19 protein-coding genes and 1 pseudogene are annotated in these 18,001 nt (G+C 60.3%); 9 read left to right on the top strand and 11 right to left on the bottom strand.

All coding sequences use genetic code 11. From position 1 onward, the window contains the following. Positions 1–242: 242 nt before the first annotated feature. Entirely contained in the window at positions 243–374 is a 132-nt protein-coding gene (locus ACFHWW_RS22055) for a hypothetical protein (RefSeq protein ID WP_003529597.1), read from the bottom strand. A gap of 225 nt (positions 375–599) precedes the next feature. Between ACFHWW_RS22055 and coaD the strand changes: the two genes are divergently transcribed. The 6 genes from coaD (at position 600) to ACFHWW_RS22025 (ending at position 5,731) form a co-directional block, all read left to right on the top strand. Further along, positions 600–1,091: a pantetheine-phosphate adenylyltransferase gene (gene coaD / locus ACFHWW_RS22050; protein WP_018097678.1), complete on the top strand. Its 492-nt coding sequence runs from the start codon at positions 600–602 to the stop codon at positions 1,089–1,091. A gap of 26 nt (positions 1,092–1,117) precedes the next feature. After that, positions 1,118–1,690 carry a peptidylprolyl isomerase gene (locus tag ACFHWW_RS22045; RefSeq protein ID WP_018097677.1) on the top strand — a complete coding sequence of 191 codons (573 nt, stop codon included), beginning with the start codon at positions 1,118–1,120 and terminating at the stop codon, positions 1,688–1,690. A 24-nt stretch (positions 1,691–1,714) separates the two neighbouring features. Continuing rightward, positions 1,715–2,224 carry a peptidylprolyl isomerase gene (locus ACFHWW_RS22040; protein ID WP_003529604.1) on the top strand — a complete coding sequence of 170 codons (510 nt, stop codon included), beginning with the start codon at positions 1,715–1,717 and terminating at the stop codon, positions 2,222–2,224. Positions 2,225–2,405: 181 nt separating this feature from the next. Then, positions 2,406–3,488, top strand: a complete 1,083-nt coding sequence (gene queA, locus ACFHWW_RS22035; protein ID WP_100673989.1) for a tRNA preQ1(34) S-adenosylmethionine ribosyltransferase-isomerase QueA — start codon at positions 2,406–2,408, stop codon at positions 3,486–3,488. Next, the gene (gene tgt, locus ACFHWW_RS22030) at positions 3,489–4,619 is read left to right on the top strand and encodes a tRNA guanosine(34) transglycosylase Tgt (RefSeq protein ID WP_275597970.1); all 1,131 of its coding nucleotides are present in this window, start codon (positions 3,489–3,491) and stop codon (positions 4,617–4,619) included. It begins immediately after the preceding gene. A 290-nt stretch (positions 4,620–4,909) separates the two neighbouring features. Continuing rightward, positions 4,910–5,731 carry a transporter substrate-binding domain-containing protein gene (locus tag ACFHWW_RS22025; RefSeq protein WP_379940988.1) on the top strand — a complete coding sequence of 274 codons (822 nt, stop codon included), beginning with the start codon at positions 4,910–4,912 and terminating at the stop codon, positions 5,729–5,731. An 880-nt stretch (positions 5,732–6,611) separates the two neighbouring features. Here ACFHWW_RS22025 and ACFHWW_RS22020 read toward each other — a convergent pair. The 6 genes from ACFHWW_RS22020 to ACFHWW_RS21995 all read right to left on the bottom strand — a co-directional run bounded on the left by ACFHWW_RS22020 (position 6,612) and on the right by ACFHWW_RS21995 (position 10,668). Continuing rightward, entirely contained in the window at positions 6,612–7,496 is an 885-nt protein-coding gene (locus tag ACFHWW_RS22020) for an SDR family NAD(P)-dependent oxidoreductase (protein WP_379940816.1), read from the bottom strand. Then, on the bottom strand, positions 7,493–8,278 hold the full coding sequence (locus ACFHWW_RS22015; protein WP_379940814.1) for a hypothetical protein: 786 nt from the start codon (positions 8,276–8,278) through the stop codon (positions 7,493–7,495). Before ACFHWW_RS22015 ends, ACFHWW_RS22020 begins: the two co-directional genes overlap by 4 nt. Before the next feature lie 9 nt (positions 8,279–8,287). Beyond that, positions 8,288–8,875 carry a protein-S-isoprenylcysteine O-methyltransferase gene (locus ACFHWW_RS22010; protein ID WP_018097672.1) on the bottom strand — a complete coding sequence of 196 codons (588 nt, stop codon included), beginning with the start codon at positions 8,873–8,875 and terminating at the stop codon, positions 8,288–8,290. A gap of 133 nt (positions 8,876–9,008) precedes the next feature. Continuing rightward, the gene (locus tag ACFHWW_RS22005) at positions 9,009–9,593 is read right to left on the bottom strand and encodes a hypothetical protein (RefSeq protein WP_379940812.1); all 585 of its coding nucleotides are present in this window, start codon (positions 9,591–9,593) and stop codon (positions 9,009–9,011) included. A gap of 163 nt (positions 9,594–9,756) precedes the next feature. Next, positions 9,757–9,897, bottom strand: coding sequence for a hypothetical protein (locus ACFHWW_RS22000; protein ID WP_003529619.1), 141 nt, complete (start codon positions 9,895–9,897; stop codon positions 9,757–9,759). A gap of 189 nt (positions 9,898–10,086) precedes the next feature. Continuing rightward, positions 10,087–10,668 carry a L,D-transpeptidase gene (locus tag ACFHWW_RS21995; RefSeq protein WP_018097670.1) on the bottom strand — a complete coding sequence of 194 codons (582 nt, stop codon included), beginning with the start codon at positions 10,666–10,668 and terminating at the stop codon, positions 10,087–10,089. Positions 10,669–10,836: 168 nt separating this feature from the next. On the opposite strand from ACFHWW_RS21995, the gene ACFHWW_RS21990 reads away from it, so the two are divergent. Further along, the gene (locus ACFHWW_RS21990; RefSeq protein ID WP_379940809.1) at positions 10,837–11,592 is read left to right on the top strand and encodes an SDR family NAD(P)-dependent oxidoreductase; all 756 of its coding nucleotides are present in this window, start codon (positions 10,837–10,839) and stop codon (positions 11,590–11,592) included. A gap of 88 nt (positions 11,593–11,680) precedes the next feature. On the opposite strand, the gene ACFHWW_RS21985 is transcribed toward ACFHWW_RS21990, so the two are convergent. Continuing rightward, positions 11,681–12,847 carry an MFS transporter gene (locus ACFHWW_RS21985; RefSeq protein ID WP_379940807.1) on the bottom strand — a complete coding sequence of 389 codons (1,167 nt, stop codon included), beginning with the start codon at positions 12,845–12,847 and terminating at the stop codon, positions 11,681–11,683. Between the two features lie 11 nt (positions 12,848–12,858). Next, positions 12,859–13,071: a DUF1127 domain-containing protein gene (locus ACFHWW_RS21980; protein ID WP_379940805.1), complete on the bottom strand. Its 213-nt coding sequence runs from the start codon at positions 13,069–13,071 to the stop codon at positions 12,859–12,861. A gap of 132 nt (positions 13,072–13,203) precedes the next feature. On the opposite strand from ACFHWW_RS21980, the gene ACFHWW_RS21975 reads away from it, so the two are divergent. Next, entirely contained in the window at positions 13,204–14,712 is a 1,509-nt protein-coding gene (locus tag ACFHWW_RS21975; RefSeq protein WP_379940803.1) for a winged helix-turn-helix domain-containing tetratricopeptide repeat protein, read from the top strand. Positions 14,713–14,739: 27 nt separating this feature from the next. On the opposite strand, the gene ACFHWW_RS21970 is transcribed toward ACFHWW_RS21975, so the two are convergent. After that, positions 14,740–15,132 carry a GFA family protein gene (locus tag ACFHWW_RS21970; protein WP_100673979.1) on the bottom strand — a complete coding sequence of 131 codons (393 nt, stop codon included), beginning with the start codon at positions 15,130–15,132 and terminating at the stop codon, positions 14,740–14,742. Positions 15,133–15,366: 234 nt separating this feature from the next. On the opposite strand from ACFHWW_RS21970, the gene ACFHWW_RS21965 reads away from it, so the two are divergent. After that, positions 15,367–16,107 (top strand): hypothetical protein, encoded by a 741-nt coding sequence (locus tag ACFHWW_RS21965; RefSeq protein WP_379940801.1) that lies wholly within the window; start codon positions 15,367–15,369, stop codon positions 16,105–16,107. A gap of 297 nt (positions 16,108–16,404) precedes the next feature. Here the strand turns inward: ACFHWW_RS21965 and ACFHWW_RS21960 are convergent. After that, a pseudogene (locus ACFHWW_RS21960) lies at positions 16,405–17,704 on the bottom strand (ISNCY family transposase). Between the last annotated feature and the right edge of the window lie 297 nt (positions 17,705–18,001).

Raw genomic sequence — 18,001 nt, 5'->3', positions numbered from 1 at the left:
GCCTGTCGAGATCGGATACCCGCGGCGTCTTGTTTGATTTCCTCATTCCTGTGCTTGTCACAGGTATCCAGCCAGAAAGGCAGGGCCTGTGCGCAAAGAAAAAGCCGGACGGGCAGGGGAGACCGTCCGGCTTGTAGAAGCGATCGCATCAGGGGAAGAATGGGATCGCTTGTGAAACTTCCGGCGAGAAGTTTCCTGGAGGCATTGGTTTCAACTGTGGCGAGCCACGATATTAGAATTCGTCATTTGCGCCTGCGTCTATCGGCCAGCGGCAACAGCACGGTCGCGCGGTCACGGTCCTCGTCTCGCAGCGCATGGATCGTCGCAACGACCATCGCGAAGAACATCGCCATCGAAAATAGAGCAAGTCCCATGGCCGTCTCCTTTCGTGGTTTTAAACGGCAGGTACTGAAAAAAGTTCCCGTCGACTTGGCTCCACACTAAGACTTGCGGTGTGAAACCCTCTTGAACGTTGCGTTCATCTAGCATTCACCATTTTGCCGACGCTGTTTCCGGGGGAACAGGAAGCAAGGATCGTACAACCCTTGCGGTCCGCGGCCGTCCGTGACAAAAGGCTTCACCAAACGGAAACAGGCGCGATGACCACGGCTTTCTATCCCGGCTCCTTCGATCCGATCACCAACGGGCATCTCGATGTACTCGTCCAGGCATTGAACGTCGCAGCCAAGGTCATCGTCGCGATCGGAGTTCATCCCGGTAAGGCGCCGCTTTTCACTTTCGACGAAAGGGCGGATCTCATCCGGGCCGCGCTTGAGGAGACGCTGCCGGAGAGGGCAGCCGACATCTCCGTCGTCTCTTTCGACAATCTCGTGGTCGATGCCGCCCGCAAGCACGGCGCAAGGCTGCTGGTCCGGGGGCTCCGCGATGGAACGGACCTGGACTACGAGATGCAGATGGCGGGCATGAACCGGCAGATGGCCCCTGACATTCAGACCCTGTTCCTGCCGGCAGGTACCGCCTCGCGGCCCATTACGGCCACATTGGTTCGGCAGATCGCGGCTATGGGCGGTGACGTCAGCGCTTTCGTCCCTGGGGCGGTTCACCAGGCGCTGCAGGCAAAGCGCAAATAAAGCTTTACATCACGCAAGGAGTCCCAATGAAGATTCTCCAATTCGCTTTTGCCGGAGCCTTGGCGCTCGCAACCTTCACGGGAGGTGCGCTGGCGCAGTCCGGCGAAAACATTCTGACGGTTCAGCTCAAGGATGGTCCGGTGGTCATCGAACTGCGTCCGGATATCGCCCCGAAGCACGTCCAGCAGATCAAGGAACTGGCCGCGGCGGGCGAATATGACAATGTCGCCTTTCATCGCGTCATCAAGGGCTTCATGGCCCAGACCGGCGACGTCGAGTTCGGCGACGTGAAGGACGGCTACCAGCCCGATCGCGCTGGAACCGGCGGCTCGTCCAAGCCCAACCTTCCGGCCGAGTTCTCCGACGTTCCCTTCGAGCGCGGCACGGTCGGTATGGCCCGCGCCCAGGATCCAAACAGTGCCAACTCGCAGTTCTTCATCATGTTCGCACCGGGCGATTTCCTCAACGGCCAATACACGGTCGTCGGTAAGGTGGTCGAAGGCATGGAGAACGTCGACAAGATCAAGCTCGGCGATGACGCCAATAATGGTGCCGTCGCCGATCCAGATCGCATGATCAGCGTTAAGGTCGGCAGGTAAGACTGAAACAGAAGGAGAAGAATCATGGCCGAGATCAAGGATCCGGAAAATACGATCATCATGGAAACCACAAAGGGCAGGGTGGTGATCGAGCTGCGGCCGGACGTGGCTCCGGGCCATGTCGCCCGCATCAAGGAACTGACGCGTGAAGGCGCCTATGACGGGGTGGTCTTTCACCGCGTGATCGAGGATTTCATGGCCCAGACCGGTGACGTGCAATATGGCAAGACCGGCGGCGAGCAATTCAACCCGTCCCGCGCGGGCATGGGCGGTTCCTCGAAGCCGGATCTGAAGGCCGAATTCTCCGACGTTTCACATGTGCGCGGAACGTGCTCCATGGCGCGCAGCCAGATGCCGAACTCGGCCAATTCCCAGTTCTTCATCTGCTTCACCGACGCTCCCTGGCTCAACAAGCAGTATTCGGTCTGGGGCCAGGTCGTCGAAGGAATGGAGAATATCGACAACATCAAGCGCGGCGAACCGGTCCGCGATCCGGATACCATCGTTTCGATGCGGGTTGCCGCCGACGCCTGATCTGCGCTACTGCATGTTGCCTTGGATCGTCATCGATCCAAGGACGGAACATGCAGCGGTTCGACGTGCTGCGGCGATCTTCGCGCGTCTTGTCAGACGCGCGGCGCTGTAGCGCACTGACCTGCCCGCCCCGATCGCGCGCGAGCCGCCGGGGCGGGTTTGCTTTTAATTGATACCATAGATGCGCGTAGACCTGTTCGATTTCGACCTGCCGGAAAATTCGATTGCGCTGAGGCCCGCCAGCCCGCGCGACAGCGCCCGCATGCTCATCGTTCGCCCCGACGGCGAACCGGTTCTCGAAGATCGCGGCGTCCTCGATCTGCCGTCATTCCTGCGGCCGGGCGATGCGCTGGTTTTCAACGACACCAAGGTCATACCGGCGCAGCTCGAAGGCGTCCGCTACCGGGGTGAGGACATAAGCACGCCCGTGTCGCTGACGCTGCATATGCGGGTTGCGCCCAGTCGCTGGAAAGCTTTCGCCCGTCCGGCCCGCAGATTGAAGCCGGGTGACCGGATCAGCTTCGGTCATGGCGGCAATGCCTGCCTGCTCGGATCGCTGGAGGCCGTGGTCGAGGAGAAAGGCGATGCCGGCGAGGTGACGCTTCGCTTCGATCTCTCGGGCCCCTCGCTCGATGAGGCGATCATGGCCGTCGGACACATTCCCCTGCCGCCTTACATCGCATCCAAGCGTGCCGACGATGCACGGGACCGGACCGACTACCAGACGGTCTATGCGCGCGAGGAAGGGGCGGTAGCCGCGCCGACTGCGGGGCTGCACTTTACCGACCGGCTTTTCGCCAGCCTGGACGAGGCCGGGATCGAACGGTATTTCGTCACGCTGCATGTAGGTGCGGGAACCTTCCTCCCGGTCAAGGCAGACGATACCGCCGACCACGTGATGCACGAGGAAATCGGTCACGTCGATCCGGTGACCGCTGCGAAGCTCAATGCCGTGCGCGAACGCGGCGGCCGCATCGTCTGTGTCGGCACGACATCGCTTCGGCTGATCGAGAGCGCAGCCGCCGAAGACGGAAGCATCCGTCCCTGGTCGGGCGCAACCGGGATTTTCATAACGCCGGGTTATCGCTTCCGCGCGGTCGATATGCTGATGACCAATTTCCACCTGCCGAAATCGACCCTGTTCATGCTCGTCTCGGCCTTTGCGGGGCTCGAGACGATGCACGCCGCCTATGCGCATGCGATCGCAACGGGGTACCGATTCTATTCCTATGGCGATTCGAGCCTGCTCTTCCGGAAAGATTAGATGACCGAAGCGTTTCAATTCAAACTGCTTGCCAACGACGGCAATGCGCGCCGTGGCGAAGTGGTGACCCCTCGCGGGACGATCCGTACGCCTGCCTTCATGCCGGTCGGAACCGTCGGCACGGTCAAGGCGATGTATCTCGACCAGGTGCGCGATCTGGGCGCCGATATCATTCTGGGCAACACCTATCACCTGATGCTGCGCCCGGGCGCCGAACGGGTTGCCAGGCTTGGCGGACTACACAAGTTCATCCGCTGGGAGCGGCCGATCCTGACCGACAGCGGCGGCTTCCAGGTCATGTCGCTGTCAAGCCTGCGCAAGCTCAACGAACAGGGCGTTACCTTCAAGAGCCATGTCGACGGCGCGCTCTATCATATGTCGCCCGAACGTTCGATCGAGATCCAGGGCCTGCTCGGCAGTGACATTCAGATGCAGCTCGACGAATGCGTGGCGCTGCCGGCGGAACCGGACGAGATCGAGCGCGCGATGGAAATGTCGCTGCGCTGGGCAGAGCGCTGCAAGGTCGCCTTCGGCGATCAGCCGGGGAGGGCGATGTTCGGCATCGTACAGGGCGGCGACATTCCCAGGCTGCGCGAACGCTCGGCCCTGGCCCTCCGGGATCTGGACCTCAAGGGCTATGCCGTCGGGGGGCTGGCCGTTGGTGAGCCGCAGGAGGTCATGCTCGGCATGCTCGACGTGACCTGCCCCGTCCTGCCGGCCGACAAGCCGCGCTATCTGATGGGCGTCGGAACGCCGGACGATATCCTGAAGTCGGTCGCGCATGGGATCGACATGTTCGACTGCGTCATGCCGACCCGCTCCGGACGCCATGGGCTTGCCTTCACGCGCTACGGCCGCATCAATCTGCGCAATGCCCGACATGCGGAAGACATTCGCCCGCTCGACGAACAGTCTTCCTGTCCGGCGACTCGCGACTATTCGCGCGCCTACCTGCACCACCTGATCCGTTCAAACGAATCGCTCGGCGGCATGCTGCTCAGCTGGAGCAATCTGGCCTATTATCAGGAGTTGATGGCCGGCATCCGCAAGGCGATCGAAGAAGGGCGCTATACCGATTTCATGGCGGAGACCATGGAAGGCTGGCAGCGCGGCGATCTGCCACCGGTGTGATCTTCGCGCGGCCCGCCGGTAACTGCGATCTGCGCGCTCGAAAGTTTGGCTCCCCTGAACGACGCCGTCGCCGACGGCCTTCCACCGACAGAAACGAACTGGACCCTCCGGCGGTGCTGGTTTCATTTCGACAACCCGAAGCTATCAGAACCGATTTTGGAAGGTGGAATCGGAAATTCCGATAGCACAATTCTAATAAATGGGTTTGCGGGCTGCGTCCGTTTGTAGAACTATCCCAGCAAAAAACGTCCAAGGAGTTGTTGACCGTTCAACGGGGGGTAGGAGAAAACATGAAAAGAATTGCTGCTATAGCATCGGCGTCTCTGTTTATATTTTGCAGTTCGGCAGTGGCAGGCCCTACGCTTGATCGCGTCAACGAGAAAAAAGAGATGGTCGTCGCCACCAATGTCGGCTGGCCGCCGCAGGGGTTCCTCGATGAAAACAATGTCCTTGTCGGCTTTGACATTGATGTCGCCAAAGAAATCGGCAACCGGTTGGGCGTGAACGTGCGTTTCGAAACTCCGGAATGGGCAACCATGACCGGGGGGCACTGGCAGGGCCGTTTCGATCTCGGGGTCGGTTCCGTCGCACCGACCAAGGCGCGCGCAGAGGTCATCGATTTCGCCGGAATCTACTATTACAGCCCTTACGTCTACGTCGTTCATGCCGAAAGCGGCATTCATTCGGAAGAAGATCTGAATGGCAAGGTTATCGGCGTCGAGACAGGCACGGCGTCCGAAGACTTCATCAACCGTCGCCTGGAGATCGATGCGCCGGGCTTGCCGCCGGTTCAATACAAACTCGAACCGGGAGAGGTGCGCACGTTTCCCGATTCCATGATGCCCTTCGACGACCTGCGTCTTGGCAACGGTGTTCGGTTGGACGCGGTCATCGCCCCCGAGCAGACCGCAAAAAATGCAGTCAGAAACGACTATCCCGTCCGTATCCTCGAGGATGTCTATCCCTTTCGGTCGCCCGCGGTCGTCATTGCCGATAAAGGTGACCCGGAATGGACTGCCAAAATCGGTGAAATCATCAAAGCGATGAAGGCCGACGGCACACTCGGAAAACTGACGACCACGTGGTACGGCGCCGACTACAGCAAGGACTGATAGCGTCACGAAGCCGGCGCTCTTCGGAGGTGCTGAAGCCACGACCAGAGCATCCGGTCTTCCAGGATCCGATGCTCTGGTTCTTCCCGTGTCAGGGAAAAGCCGCTTGGCCGTCCATGGGAGCCTGGCCAAATCCCCGAACGATGCGTTTCGGATCTGGAAATCAGTCGATCGCGTCGTAGCAGTTTCCCGCCGGACGTGCTTGCTTCAATGCAACCTCTCCTCCTTCGCCATCTCTGTGCTTGTCACAGAGATGAGAGCAGCGCCGCGTCTGCGGCGCGGGAAACGTTCTTTCAGCCCAAGGACTTGGTCTGGCTGGATTCCTGTGACGAGCACAGGAATGAGGGACCGAGATGTGCGGCCACTACATCGAAGCGAAGCGGGACGCGGTATACGGGCGGGAGCTTCCGCGCCGCCTTACTATCGTCACGGTTTATGAAACGCGCCGAGGGACCGCACCCTCTCTACCCTCATCCCTGTGCTCGTCACAGGGGATCCAGCAGCGCCGCGTCTGCGGCGCGGGAAGCGTTCTTTCAGCCCAAGGACTTGGTCTGGCTGGGATTCCTGTGACAAGCACAGGAATGAGGAGATCAAACAAAACAAGCCGCTGCGGGAATCCGAAATCTCAACTGGCCTTTGTTAGAGCACTTGCAAGAAAGGTGTGGCGGTTCTCTGTCCGAGAGCGCGTAGTTTCAGAGGGCTATAGCGTCTCACTGTTTCAATGGCACAGTGAAACGCTATAGAAGGGGCTTTGACGATGTCGCTTGATTATCAAGGAGATATGGACGCCATTTAATCTGTTTATTCATCGATCGTAGAGGCTCGACCTCATCGGAGAGGCCGGTGTTTCATGGCCGCTCGCCACTCCGCGACTACTTCGCTATCGACTCTGCGTGGTGATTCCGAGCGAATTGCCGCGGGCACCGCAGCACGAGGTGAAACTTTTTCCGGATCCGCAAGGGCACGGATCCTTGCTCCTGCGCTGCAATCGGCCGATCAGGGGCAGCATGATCGCCGACGGGACCAGTGTCGCCAACAGGATCGTCAGCTTGGACGCAATGCCGGGTATGACGAGGCGGCGGCCCGCTTTGAAGCCGCGCCAGGCCTTTTCAGCGACATAGCCCGATTCGAGCTTGGGCAGGATCTTGAACAGCGCGACGCGATTGGCGCCGGAGGTTGCCAGAAATTCCGTCGAGACCGGGCCCGGCGCCACGCATGTGACGGTCACGCCGGTGCGACGCAGTTCCTGATGCAGCGCTTCCGAAAAGGAGCGGACGAAACCTTTGCTGGCATAGTAGAGCGCCATATACGGCCCCGGCGTGAAGCTTGCGACCGAACCGAGATTGATGACGCCGCCGCGACCGCGCGCGACCATTGCCGGCAGGAAACGCAGGGTGAGTTCGGTAAGGGCGCGGATGTTGAGGTCGACGAGGCCGAGCTGTTCATCGAGCGGCAGGACCGTCGCCCCTCCGCGCAATCCATAACCGGCGCTGTTGACGAGTACGTCGCAGAACAGGCCGTTTGCGGACAGGAAGTTCTCGAGACCGAGCGTCGCGTCATCAGCCAGGAAATCCAGCGGGACCGTGAACGCCTCGCCTCCGGCCTTGCGGATACCGTCGGCGGCGGCCGCCAGTGACTCGGCCGAACGCGCAACCATCACGACCGGCGTGCCATCCCTCGCGGCCACTTCGGCGATTGCCTTGCCGATTCCCCGCGATGCACCGACGACGACTACGGCCGGACGACTTTGACCGCCCGAAGTCATCGCGCTGCCTCGGAACCTGCCGCAGCGGTCACGTCGCGCCCAAATGCAAGCCCCTCCAGCTCGGCGGTGATTTCGCCGTTCAATATCCTCTCGAACCGCTCGAGGGCGCGCGCGACGTTGGCGCCGTCCATGACCCGGTGGTCATAGTGGATACGCACCGTGACCGAGCCATCCTTGTCGATCGGGCCGTAATTCAGAAGTGAGGTCAAAGGCGTGAGGGGGTTGAGCGATTCTGCGCCGAGGCCCGAATAGACCGACAGCTGAAATGTACCGAAACGGCGCGCCCTTTGCCGGCCGATATTCAAACCGAGCCACATTAGAAGCCATCTGACAGGGCCGGGGAGGCGGGCGATCTTCAAGGCGCGCCGGAATTCCTTGACCTCCAGCACGGGGCTGGTTCGCGCCGTCTGCATCAAGGAGCCCAGCTCCGCGATCGAACGGCGCTCCGGATTCTTGATCGTCGTCAGCAGCACGATTCGTTCGTCCTCGTACTCCCTTTCATGCGCGATGGAAGCGATGCTTCCGGGATACTCGTAGAGCTGCGGTCTGGGAAACTTGACGTAAGCGCGCCGCAACTCGGGCGTCTCCTGCGCGAGAAGGGCGTATCCTTTGAGGAAAAGCGCGGTCCAGGATGGCCTGCTTTTAAGCGATGTTCTGGCCTTGAGCAACGGCCCGAGATTCATCCGCCGCTGCACGCTCACCCGCGGCACCTTCATTGAAAATCGCATGAGATCCCCGACCAGGCGCCGAGACGCTGAAAGCTTGAGGGCTCGGCCTCGCATCATGCACCTCTAGTAAATGTACGGAATGATCCGCTTGGTGTCCGCCATGTAGTCGCGATACTCAGAGCCGAACATTTCCATCATCATGCGTTCCTCCTTGTCCACCCTCAGAAGAAAGAGGACCGCGAAACCGGCAAGACCCGCCAGCCCTGCGACCCAGTTCGGCAGAAGAAACGCCTGGCCGACGCCCATCAGCAGGAACGAAGTATACATGGGATGGCGGACTAGGGCGTAAGGACCGCGGCGAATCAGTTCGTGCTTGTCGCGAATCTCGAGCGTGATCGACCAGTTGCGCCCGAGTTCCTTGTGGGTTCTGCGAAAGACCCACATGGCCAGACAGAAAATAGCGGCACCGACCACGACGGCCCAGAGCCGGGCAGGGTGGTCGGCTCCTTCCGGGATGCCGGTTGCGACATAAAAAGCGGGAATGATCGCGAGGCCGAGCAGGGCTGCCGCCAGCCCCAGCATCTCGGAGGTTGAGCGGCGATGGCTTACGACTCGCACGCGCTTGGCCCGGCGTTCATAGGGGCGGCGAATGAAGTACCAGGCAACGATTCCGAGCACCCAGGCGATCTCGCCGATGGAGGATACCGACATGTCTAGTTCCCCAAATCCTTAGCATGCGCCTGGCGTCAACGATCGGGCGGGAACCTTCTTCAGCCGATGCTTCGCAGCGTGATTCTATGTCGAACGGTGACGGCTGGATCGCGAGCTCTGTGCCCGTCGCCTCTCAACCTCCGTTCATCTCCCGAAGCCTTGTAATGAATTCCTGCGGTCGAAGCCAGATGCCGGGCGTCTTATAGCCCATGGAGCGGGCGATTTCGGCCACGAAGGCGTTGCAGTTGTAGAGCGACGCGTGCCAGACCTTCGACCTGGCTTTCAGTTTGTCGATGAAAGCCACGACCTTCTTGTATTCCGCCTCCGTCAGCATGACGCGCCAGCTTGCCGAGCGGTATTCTTCCTCGAGGTCACCGTCGCTCGCGCCGGTTTCGGCGGGAACGGGCACAAAATGGCCGAGGACATACGGCGTCGGATCGAGCGTGGCCGGTGCAAGGCCGGCAACCTGACGCTGAACGACCGCGCCAGACTTGTTCGTGCGCCCGTAGATGACGTAGGTGTGGCCATAGCTCAGCGCGTAGCGGGAGCGAAATTCGATGAAATAACCCTGCTCTCGCGATTGAGATTCAAGTTTCGCCGGCGCATTCAGGCTGCTGGAAACGTAGCGCGGTTCGGGATTTTTGTCTTGTGTCTGGCATGCTGCTGCTGCCAGTGCGACCAAGATCACAAAGGATATGCGGCCTCGTGCAAGCGTCATCACACCACTTAGATTGTCTTCCGAGTTCTGACAGTCCAGACCTCGGGCCGGCTTGCTGGAGTTCTTGACACGTACTATGCCGTCAGTCTCACAGCCGGTCTAACCCTGAATAACGCGCCGTGGGAGAGCGCTCGTTGAGCTCTCCCACGGCGCAAAGTCACTGTTACTTGTATACCGGCGCCGGCTCTACCGTATCGACGGCAGCAGGCGGCGGGGCCTTACCCTTACCTTTGCCGATCGTATCACACGCGGTGAGGCCGGCAACGGAAAGCAACGCAATCATCACAACTAGAATTCGGCTCATCAAGTAGTCCTTTCCTCAATAGTCGGAATGGGTTATCGAAGGCAACACTTCAAGTAATAGTGGCGATTTGCGCCGGGGCCTAGTGCAGAAAGGACACAGTTGATAACCGCTTTATGGTTACCGGGTTATCAACCGCGTCGGAACACACGGGGCTTAGTCATTTATACCGAAATGTAACGGAAAACGCCATCATATGATCAGCACGGTCGTACCCACCGGGGTACGGCTGTAAAGATCGACGATGTCGTCGTTCGTCAAGCGAATGCACCCGCTCGATACGGCCTGCCCGATCGTCCAGGGCTCGTTCGTCCCGTGCAGCCGGAACATAGTGTCGTTTCCGCCCTGGTAAAGATAGAGGGCCGCGGCCCCAAGCGGGTTATGCAACCCGCCGCTCACGCCGCCGGCATATTGTGCTAGATGCGGCTTGCGGCGAATCATGTTTGCAGTCGGCGTCCAGGAGGGCCACTCCGCCTTGCGGCCGATTTTCGCTCGGCCTTTGAGAGTGCGGCCTTCCTCACCTACGCCGATCCCGTAGCGAATCGCCGAACCGCCACCCTGAACATAATAGAGATAGCGTTCTCCCGTATTGACAACGATCGTTCCGGGCGCTTCGCCGCCATAATAGGCGACCTCCTGCCTGCGGTATCGTGGGTCTATACGGGTCCTGGCCGTTTGCGGGCTGTCGGCTGGTCGCAACGAACTGCAACCGGAGGCCAATAGAGCCAGGCTACCCAGCACGAGTACCCGGCGCGTAATGCGATCGTTCTCCATTCTCACCTGCTGAGTAAATTGTGAGTCCCTACGATTTCGTGTTTAACACCCAAGCGCGTGTCGGCCAAGCCTTGCAACGGTTACGACCGCAAGGATGAAACCTCTTGCGACCGGAACCGGCGTCTGATCGACTGGTTCGGGGAAGCAGCGGAGACAAGGAGCGGCACGATGAAACTTGGCCTGGAAGGAAAAATCGCAATCGTGACCGGTGCGGGTTCCGGCATCGGCGCCGCCGTTTCCAGGCAACTTGGCGGCGAGGGTGCGGAAGTGATCGTCGCCGACCGCGACGCCGAAGCGGCGCGCAGCGTCGCCGCCGAGATTCGCTCAGCCGGGGGTAGGGCGCGAGATTTCACCGTCGACGTCACCGACGCGGGGGCGGTGGAGCAGATGGTCGCCTACGCCGTGCGGGAATGCGGCGGATTGCATCTGGCGGTCAACAACGCAGGCATAGAGGGGCCGCGCAAAGCGACCGCGGACTACCCGCTCGAAGATTGGCGCAGGCTGATAGAAGTCAACCTGAACGGCGTCTTCTACTGTATGAAATACCAGATCGCCGCCATGCTCGGAAATGGCGGCGGCGCCATCGTCAACATGTCCTCGATTCTCGGCGCAGTCGCCTTGCCCACCGCGTCTGCCTACACCGCCGCCAAGCACGGGGTGGTGGGGCTCACCAAAGCTGCCGGGATCGAATATGCAAGAATGGGGATTCGCGTCAACGCGGTCGGTCCCGGCTGGATCGAAACGCCGCTTCTGTCTGGACATTCGGAATTGGCGAAGACACGACGCCTGGAAGCGCTGCAGCCGCTCGGCCGACGGGGAAAACCGGAGGAAGTTGCCGCTCTCGTCTGTTTCCTGCTGTCGGAACAGGCGAGCTTCATCACCGGCAGCTATTATCCGGTCGACGGTGCTTTTACGGCGCATTAGAGCACTTCCGGGAAAGGGTGGATAACGGCATTCCGTCCGGAAGTGCATAGTTTCAATTTGTTGGACCGCGGCACGACGCAATTCCCGGTCAGATCCGCCGTCTCTCTGCCACGAGAAACACCGCCAGCACGAAGCAAAGCAGGCCAAGGGATGATGGCAGCCCCTGATGTCCGATCAGTTGCATCACCAGTCCGGTCGCGGGCGAGCCCACGATGCCGCCGATGCCCCATACGAAGGCGAAGGCCGCGTTGCCGGCGATCAGGGCCTGGCCGGTGAAGCGTTCGCCGAGCTGGATCAGCGACATTGTGTAGATTCCGAACGAGGCTCCGCCCCAGACGAAAAAGAGCGGCCAGATGAGCCATGATTCGAAGATCGCCGGCAGCAGCAGGCAGCCACCCAGTGAAGCCAAGGCGCAGAGCATCATCGTCCCCAGCGACCCGAACCGTTCGGCCACCCGCCCGAGCAATATCTGCAGCACGGCATTGCCTGCGATGAAACAGGTGATGAGCGAGGCGATGCGCCCTTCTGTGCTGCCGAGCGCCGCGCCATAGACCGCGAACAGGGAAAGCAGGGTCTGCTCCAAGGCGGCGGCGGCGAAAACCGCGAACAAGAGGAGCGGCGCCAGTGCGAAAAAGCCTCCGACCGATGTCGCTTCGCCTTCATGTGGCATCTTCGGCAGGTGCGGCACGACCGCAAGCACGATTAGCCCGCAGAGAAGGAAGGCCACGATGCCGACCATGAAGGGCGGCCACCCTTGCGTGCCGACAAGACCGAGCGAGAGCGGGCCGATGGCGAAGCCGCCCGAGACGATCGATGAATAGAGGCCCATGATGCGGCCGCGCCGCCGCGCGGGCGTGATCGAGAGCAGCCAGGTCTCGCTGATCACGTAAAGCGGATTGGCGAAGAAGCCGAGCAGGAAACGCAGCGGCATCCAGATCCAGACCTCCCGCGACCAGCCGATTGCGATCAGCGTGAGCGCGGCCAGGCCCGAACACAGGATCGCAAGCCGCGCCCCGCCAATGCGCCGCGCCAGTGCCGGTATGAAGAGGGCGGATACGATGAAACCCAGCGGGGTCATCGCCGCGGACACGCCGATCAGGCCGGGCGTCGTCCCCTGCCGCTCCAGGATGAAGCTGAGCAGGGGATAGGTAAGCCCCTGTGCCACGGCGAACACCGTGACGGTCGCGATGATGCCGGCCATGGCGGCCCATGGGATCCGCTCGTGGAGCGATAATGTCGTGCTTTCAGTGGTCATGCAGACTACGCCTATACTTGCCAGAAGGGCTTGGCGATCTCCGCCTCGGCCTCAAGCCTCGTCAGACCGATATCGCAGATCAAATGCGGATCGTCCTTCAACTTCTGCTCAAGCTCGCAGCGAAAGCGCTTCCGCTCCTCCCACGTCGCGATAATGCTTCGAAGGGTCGCGAGGCGGTAGGGCCGACGCGGCGTTTCCGTCATAACGGAGGGGGTATCGTTCATTGCAACCTCCATACGGCTTGAGGGGCAGAGCCCTCGACCTGGGGAGGACGATTCTGCGTTATGCGAAAAGCGTCGTAATTAAGCTCCTCCAAAAAGTTCTCAAAAACTTCCAAACGCACTATAGATGCGCCTATGCAGCGATCACGCATCGTCTTTGGTCCGTTCGTCCTTGATCCGGGTGCAGGAACGCTCGTTCGGAACGATGACCCCGTCGCCGTCGGCTATCGCGGGCTGAAGCTGCTTGAGGCGCTCGCCGGACGGCCGGGCGAAATCCTGGGAAAAGCCGAGTTGATGGATGCGGCGTGGCCGGGCAGGGCGGTCGAGGAAGGCAATCTCACCGTCCAGATCGCGCAGCTGCGGAAAATGCTTGGTGCGCCCCCCGACGGCGGAGAATGGATCGCCACGGTTCCGCGGGTCGGCTACCGCTTCACGGGCCCTGTCGAACAGGTCGGTGGCGCGAAGCGAAATCCACTGGCGCTGCCCAACGAACCATCGATCGCCGTGTTGCCTTTCGTTAATTTCAGCAGCGATCCGGAGCAGGATTCCTTCGCGGATGGGTTGACCGAAGACCTGATCACCGACCTGTCCAGGATCTCCGGCCTCTTCGTCATCGCGCGCAACTCGGCCTTCGCCTTCAAAGGAAAGGCGAGGGACGTGCGCGAGATCGCTGCGGACCTTGGCGTGCGGTATCTGCTGGAGGGTAGCGCACGACGCGCCGCAGGGCGCGTGCGCATCAACGCACAGCTGGTCGATGCGGTGAGCGGCAATCATCTATGGGCGGAACGCTTCGATCGCAGCCTCGAAGATATCTTTGCAGTTCAGGACGAGGTCACCGGCAAGATCGTGGAGGCGTTGCTCGGCCGGCTGCGCCCACAGCCGCCGCGCAATCGCCCCAAGAATCTCGAGGCCTACGATCTCTGCGTGCGGGCGCGGAAACTGATCGATGATTCGCCTCAGACGGCGCGGGAAGCGCATCTGATGCTCACGCGCGCGATTTCGCTTGATCCGGAATATGCCGAGGCCAATCGCTGGCTTGCCATGAACCACTGGATGAGATGGGTGCATTGGGGCGAACCGGTCGAGCCGAACCGTAGCATTGCTTTGGAACTGGCACGCAAAGCCGTGGCGATCGATCCGAACGATGCCGGCTGCCATTGGGTGCTGGCCAACCTGCTTGCATATGAGCGCAGCTTCGCCGAGGCGGATGCGGAATTCGCCAAGGCGATCGAGCTCGACCCGAATGAGGCCGATACCTGGGCGACTTTATCCGACATAGCGGTCTTGGCCGGGCGGGTGGAGGAGGGTCTTGAGCACATCCGCAAGGCGTTCCGGCTGAACCCGTTTCCGGCAAGCTGGTACTATCTGACGCTCGGCCAGGCCCAGTATGCCGCCGGCGAATACGAAGCCGCCGTCGAGACACTGCGGAGGGACGAGACGTATCGCACCAGCTCGCGACGTTTCCTGGCGGCAAGCCTTGCCCAACTGGGCCGGCTCGACGAGGCGCGCGCCGAGGTTGAACTGTTCCTCGTCGCCAACCCGCATTTTACAACGCGACACTGGGCGAGTACGGAGCCGTTCCGCGACCCTGTGACGCTTGCGCATTTCGTTGACGGTTACCGCAAGGCGGGCCTACCGGAGTGACCCGCATCCATCGTCCGTTTGCGGGGCCTAATCCTCGAAGCGACTCGTTTCATCACGATCCCGCTCGTATCGTCTCTTGAGGGGAAACGGCGGCAGCCAGGATTCGCGACGAACGGTCCAGCTTTCGTAGGTTGGCATCAATTGATCCGGGGCATCCAGGGATCCCAGGTTCACCTCGATTTCGTCTCCGGTGCGTGCGAAGACGATCGAGCCGCAACGGGGACAGAAATGCCGACCGGCGTAATCGCGTGTCTCGCCATCGACCGTCACAGAATCCTCAGGGAAAATGGCGGACGCGTGAAAAAGGGCCCCGTGATGCTTGCGGCAGTCGAGACAATGGCAGAGACCGACTCGGTATGGTCGTCCCGACGCCACCAATCGCAAGTTGCCGCACAGGCAACCGCCTGTGAATCGGTCCATACCGTGTCTCCCTTAAAACAAGCGGTCCAGCGTTGACGTTGTCCGGCATCCCGAGAGGTGCGGCTTGTCGCATGTCTATCCGGTAGAATGTGACGGGCTGGTCCGGGTTGCAAGAGCCGGGCCGGGTGAGGGGCTTTCTTTCCTTTGCTTAGCTTTTGGGGGTTTCAATCTCCGCGCTCTTGGGAGATCGTTCCGGATAAATTCAAACGACCGGACTCGCCAGGAGCGCGCGCAATGCTTCCGGAAATTAAGCTCGTTGCGGACGTGGACGTAGTGGTCATGTCGCCACTGGTTCGCGGCATGGTCATGGCCATCTCCTATGCCGAGACCGAAGGCGGCATCGGTCTGACTGCGTCCGGTGCGATGAACCGCAAGTTTGTGCACTGGGCCGCTGTTCACTTCGATTGGCCCGGCAACACTCCGGAGGATCTATACAGCGTCAACAAGGTTCTGAACGAAGCTGACATGCCGCCGCTTTCGGTGGTCCACGACATGCTCAAGCACCTAAGGCTTGTGCGGCGAAAAAAAGACCGATTGTTTCCCACCAAACGCGGTCGGGATTTTCTTGCAAGACCCCACACCTTCTTCGATCAGATCGCGACGGACTATCTTTATGCCTATATCGACTACGGGCAGACACGGGACGATGTGCGCGTGCGGATGCGGTGGTGGCACGTCTTTCTCAATCTTATCAATATCAAGGCGAGAACGGGCTGTTCGCTGGACGACCTGGTGAGCGAGTTATACCCGAGCGAGTCGTACTCGCTGGCGCAAGCAGAAACGATTATCCAAGCTACAACGATCAGAGGGGAGTTCCGCTACGACATTATTCGGCCCTTGTGCTGGCTGGGATTGCTGCAGGAAGAGCGCGAAGGGCTAGATTTTCTGCAGGACGGTACCTATTACAAAACACCTCTATGGACAGCCTGTTTAAAGTTGGAATCCGATACGGAAGCCGAGATCACTGTCTCTTGAGACACATGCAAAGATCTGCAAGAGGCAAGCCATTGTTTTTATTGCCATGTCGCACTTGGAAATAGAATGTACCCCCGGCTACATGCATTGTGGCGGCCGGGTTGAAATGTCCGCTGTTGCGCAAAGTTAAAATGTCACTGTGAGTGCGTCACCAACCATTTAGAAATGCGACATGCGACATCCCCACTGGCACTGAGGCAAGCCCCCGACCGGACCGGCTGGATCGGATTGCAAGGGAAGGGAGGGGGCGGGTGAGACGCACCAAACGCTTTAGCTTTGAGACCTTGCGACGGCGGATCATTCCGCCGCATCGAGCTCGGAGAGCGCTTGTCGCCGTCGGGCAATGACCGCTGGATCGTTCGTGAAATCGGTCCGACGTCCCGGCTTGCGGCCACTCGGTTTGTAACCGATCCTCTCGCTATTGGTCTTCACCTTCGGCGGCCGCTCGTCCTGGCGCTCCTTGATGTAGGCCAGCACATCGGAAAGCCGCTTGTTCTCGGTGATCGCCGCATGCGTCACCCGCTGGTCCTTATCGAACACCCGGTAGGGCAGGCAATGGCCTTTCCACCGCACATCCAATCGACCATCGGCATAGGCATAGGTCTCGACATAGCGACCAGCCAAACCGCGCGTCACATCGGTCTCCTCAAGCATGATCCGCTGGCGCTCGAACGAAAACGTCAGCTGCGATCCGACATAGCGCTGCTCGCGTTTGCACAGGATCTCTTTGAGCCGATCGGGCGCCAGATTCATTGGCCGATGCAGATCATCGGGTCGGGCAGGGACAACCGCAAACCGCGCATTGTAGTGCTCCATGAAGCCAGGCAGAAACGCATTGCCAGCCTCCATGCCGTCGATACCCGCCAGCCTTAATTCCTTGACCAGCCGATCCTGCAGCGTCCGGTTCATCCGCTCGACGCGACCTTTGGCCTGACTGGAATTTGCGCAAAGAATCTCGATGTTTAGCTCGCAAAGTGCACGCCCGAGCTGAGTCATGCCCTGGCCACCCTTGGCATCCTTCTTCGCCACCCGAAACACCGAATGTTTGTCGGAGTAAAAGGCCACAGGTGCCCCATGTTGCCTAAGGTAAAGCGCCAGCGCCTCAAAGTAGGTGAACGCGCTTTCCGAGCGCACGAACCGCAACTGCATCAACTTGCCGGTCGCATCATCGACGAACACCAAAAGCGAGCACGGCGGCCCGCGATCCTCGAACCAGCGATGCTCCGACCCGTCGATCTGCACCAGTTCGCCATAGGCCTCACGTCGCAATCGTGGCTGATGAAACGTCCGTCGCTGCTTGCGCGACAGCCAAAAGTCCGGCATCCGCCATCCAGCTGCGCAGCGTCTCGCGCGACACCCGCAAACCATCGCGCTCAGCAAGCTTCTCGGCTGCCAAGCTCGGACCAAAGTCCGCATAGCGTTCGCGCACGATCGCAAGGGCATAATCCCGCACACCGTCGCAAATCCGATTGTTCGATGGCCGACCAATGGCCTTGTGCCGGATCGATGCTGCACCATCCCTCCGGATACGCTCCAGCAAGCGGCGGACCTGGCGCGTGCTTAAGCCCAGGACATGCGCTGCCGAAACCAGCGTCATGCGCGTCAAACCGCCGGGAGAGTGACATTCTTACTTTGCAGAAACAGGACACTTTAACTTTGCGGCTACATGCATTGTCACAGCTATTTAAAGATGAGACAAAGTAGTCAACTTAGAAACGCGACAACATCCTATCCATTACTACTGCATTTGCAAGTTGCTATATTTAAAAAGTACGGAGACGCAAGCCGCCGGCCGGGTGGAGCTGGTCAGGGTTGCGCAGCCCGGTCGGCGGCGGATGGCTCCAGCTGCAAGATAAACTTTAGCTTTGACATCCCGATCACTCCGCCGCTTTCA

Source organism: Sinorhizobium sp. P24N7 (assembly GCF_042436655.1).
GTDB lineage: Bacteria > Pseudomonadota > Alphaproteobacteria > Rhizobiales > Rhizobiaceae > Sinorhizobium > Sinorhizobium meliloti_A.
This window is presented reverse-complemented; position numbering and strand designations above follow the sequence as displayed.

What these genes read in the sequence shown, in the direction of transcription:
- ACFHWW_RS21995 (WP_018097670.1), bottom strand. Translation starts at nt 10,668, where the DNA reads ATGGAGAACGATCGCATTACGCGCCGGGTACTCGTGCTGGGTAGCCTG.
- ACFHWW_RS22015 (WP_379940814.1), bottom strand. Translation starts at nt 8,278, where the DNA reads ATGCGAGGCCGAGCCCTCAAGCTTTCAGCGTCTCGGCGCCTGGTCGGG.
- ACFHWW_RS22020 (WP_379940816.1), bottom strand. Translation starts at nt 7,496, where the DNA reads ATGACTTCGGGCGGTCAAAGTCGTCCGGCCGTAGTCGTCGTCGGTGCA.
- ACFHWW_RS22055 (WP_003529597.1), bottom strand. Translation starts at nt 374, where the DNA reads ATGGGACTTGCTCTATTTTCGATGGCGATGTTCTTCGCGATGGTCGTT.
- ACFHWW_RS21990 (WP_379940809.1), top strand. Translation starts at nt 10,837, where the DNA reads ATGAAACTTGGCCTGGAAGGAAAAATCGCAATCGTGACCGGTGCGGGT.
- queA (WP_100673989.1), top strand. Translation starts at nt 2,406, where the DNA reads ATGCGCGTAGACCTGTTCGATTTCGACCTGCCGGAAAATTCGATTGCG.
- ACFHWW_RS22040 (WP_003529604.1), top strand. Translation starts at nt 1,715, where the DNA reads ATGGCCGAGATCAAGGATCCGGAAAATACGATCATCATGGAAACCACA.
- ACFHWW_RS21970 (WP_100673979.1), bottom strand. Translation starts at nt 15,132, where the DNA reads ATGGACCGATTCACAGGCGGTTGCCTGTGCGGCAACTTGCGATTGGTG.
- coaD (WP_018097678.1), top strand. Translation starts at nt 600, where the DNA reads ATGACCACGGCTTTCTATCCCGGCTCCTTCGATCCGATCACCAACGGG.
- ACFHWW_RS22000 (WP_003529619.1), bottom strand. Translation starts at nt 9,897, where the DNA reads ATGAGCCGAATTCTAGTTGTGATGATTGCGTTGCTTTCCGTTGCCGGC.
- ACFHWW_RS22025 (WP_379940988.1), top strand. Translation starts at nt 4,910, where the DNA reads ATGAAAAGAATTGCTGCTATAGCATCGGCGTCTCTGTTTATATTTTGC.
- ACFHWW_RS22005 (WP_379940812.1), bottom strand. Translation starts at nt 9,593, where the DNA reads ATGACGCTTGCACGAGGCCGCATATCCTTTGTGATCTTGGTCGCACTG.
- ACFHWW_RS22045 (WP_018097677.1), top strand. Translation starts at nt 1,118, where the DNA reads ATGAAGATTCTCCAATTCGCTTTTGCCGGAGCCTTGGCGCTCGCAACC.
- ACFHWW_RS21975 (WP_379940803.1), top strand. Translation starts at nt 13,204, where the DNA reads ATGCAGCGATCACGCATCGTCTTTGGTCCGTTCGTCCTTGATCCGGGT.
- tgt (WP_275597970.1), top strand. Translation starts at nt 3,489, where the DNA reads ATGACCGAAGCGTTTCAATTCAAACTGCTTGCCAACGACGGCAATGCG.
- ACFHWW_RS22010 (WP_018097672.1), bottom strand. Translation starts at nt 8,875, where the DNA reads ATGTCGGTATCCTCCATCGGCGAGATCGCCTGGGTGCTCGGAATCGTT.
- ACFHWW_RS21965 (WP_379940801.1), top strand. Translation starts at nt 15,367, where the DNA reads ATGCTTCCGGAAATTAAGCTCGTTGCGGACGTGGACGTAGTGGTCATG.
- ACFHWW_RS21980 (WP_379940805.1), bottom strand. Translation starts at nt 13,071, where the DNA reads ATGAACGATACCCCCTCCGTTATGACGGAAACGCCGCGTCGGCCCTAC.
- ACFHWW_RS21985 (WP_379940807.1), bottom strand. Translation starts at nt 12,847, where the DNA reads ATGACCACTGAAAGCACGACATTATCGCTCCACGAGCGGATCCCATGG.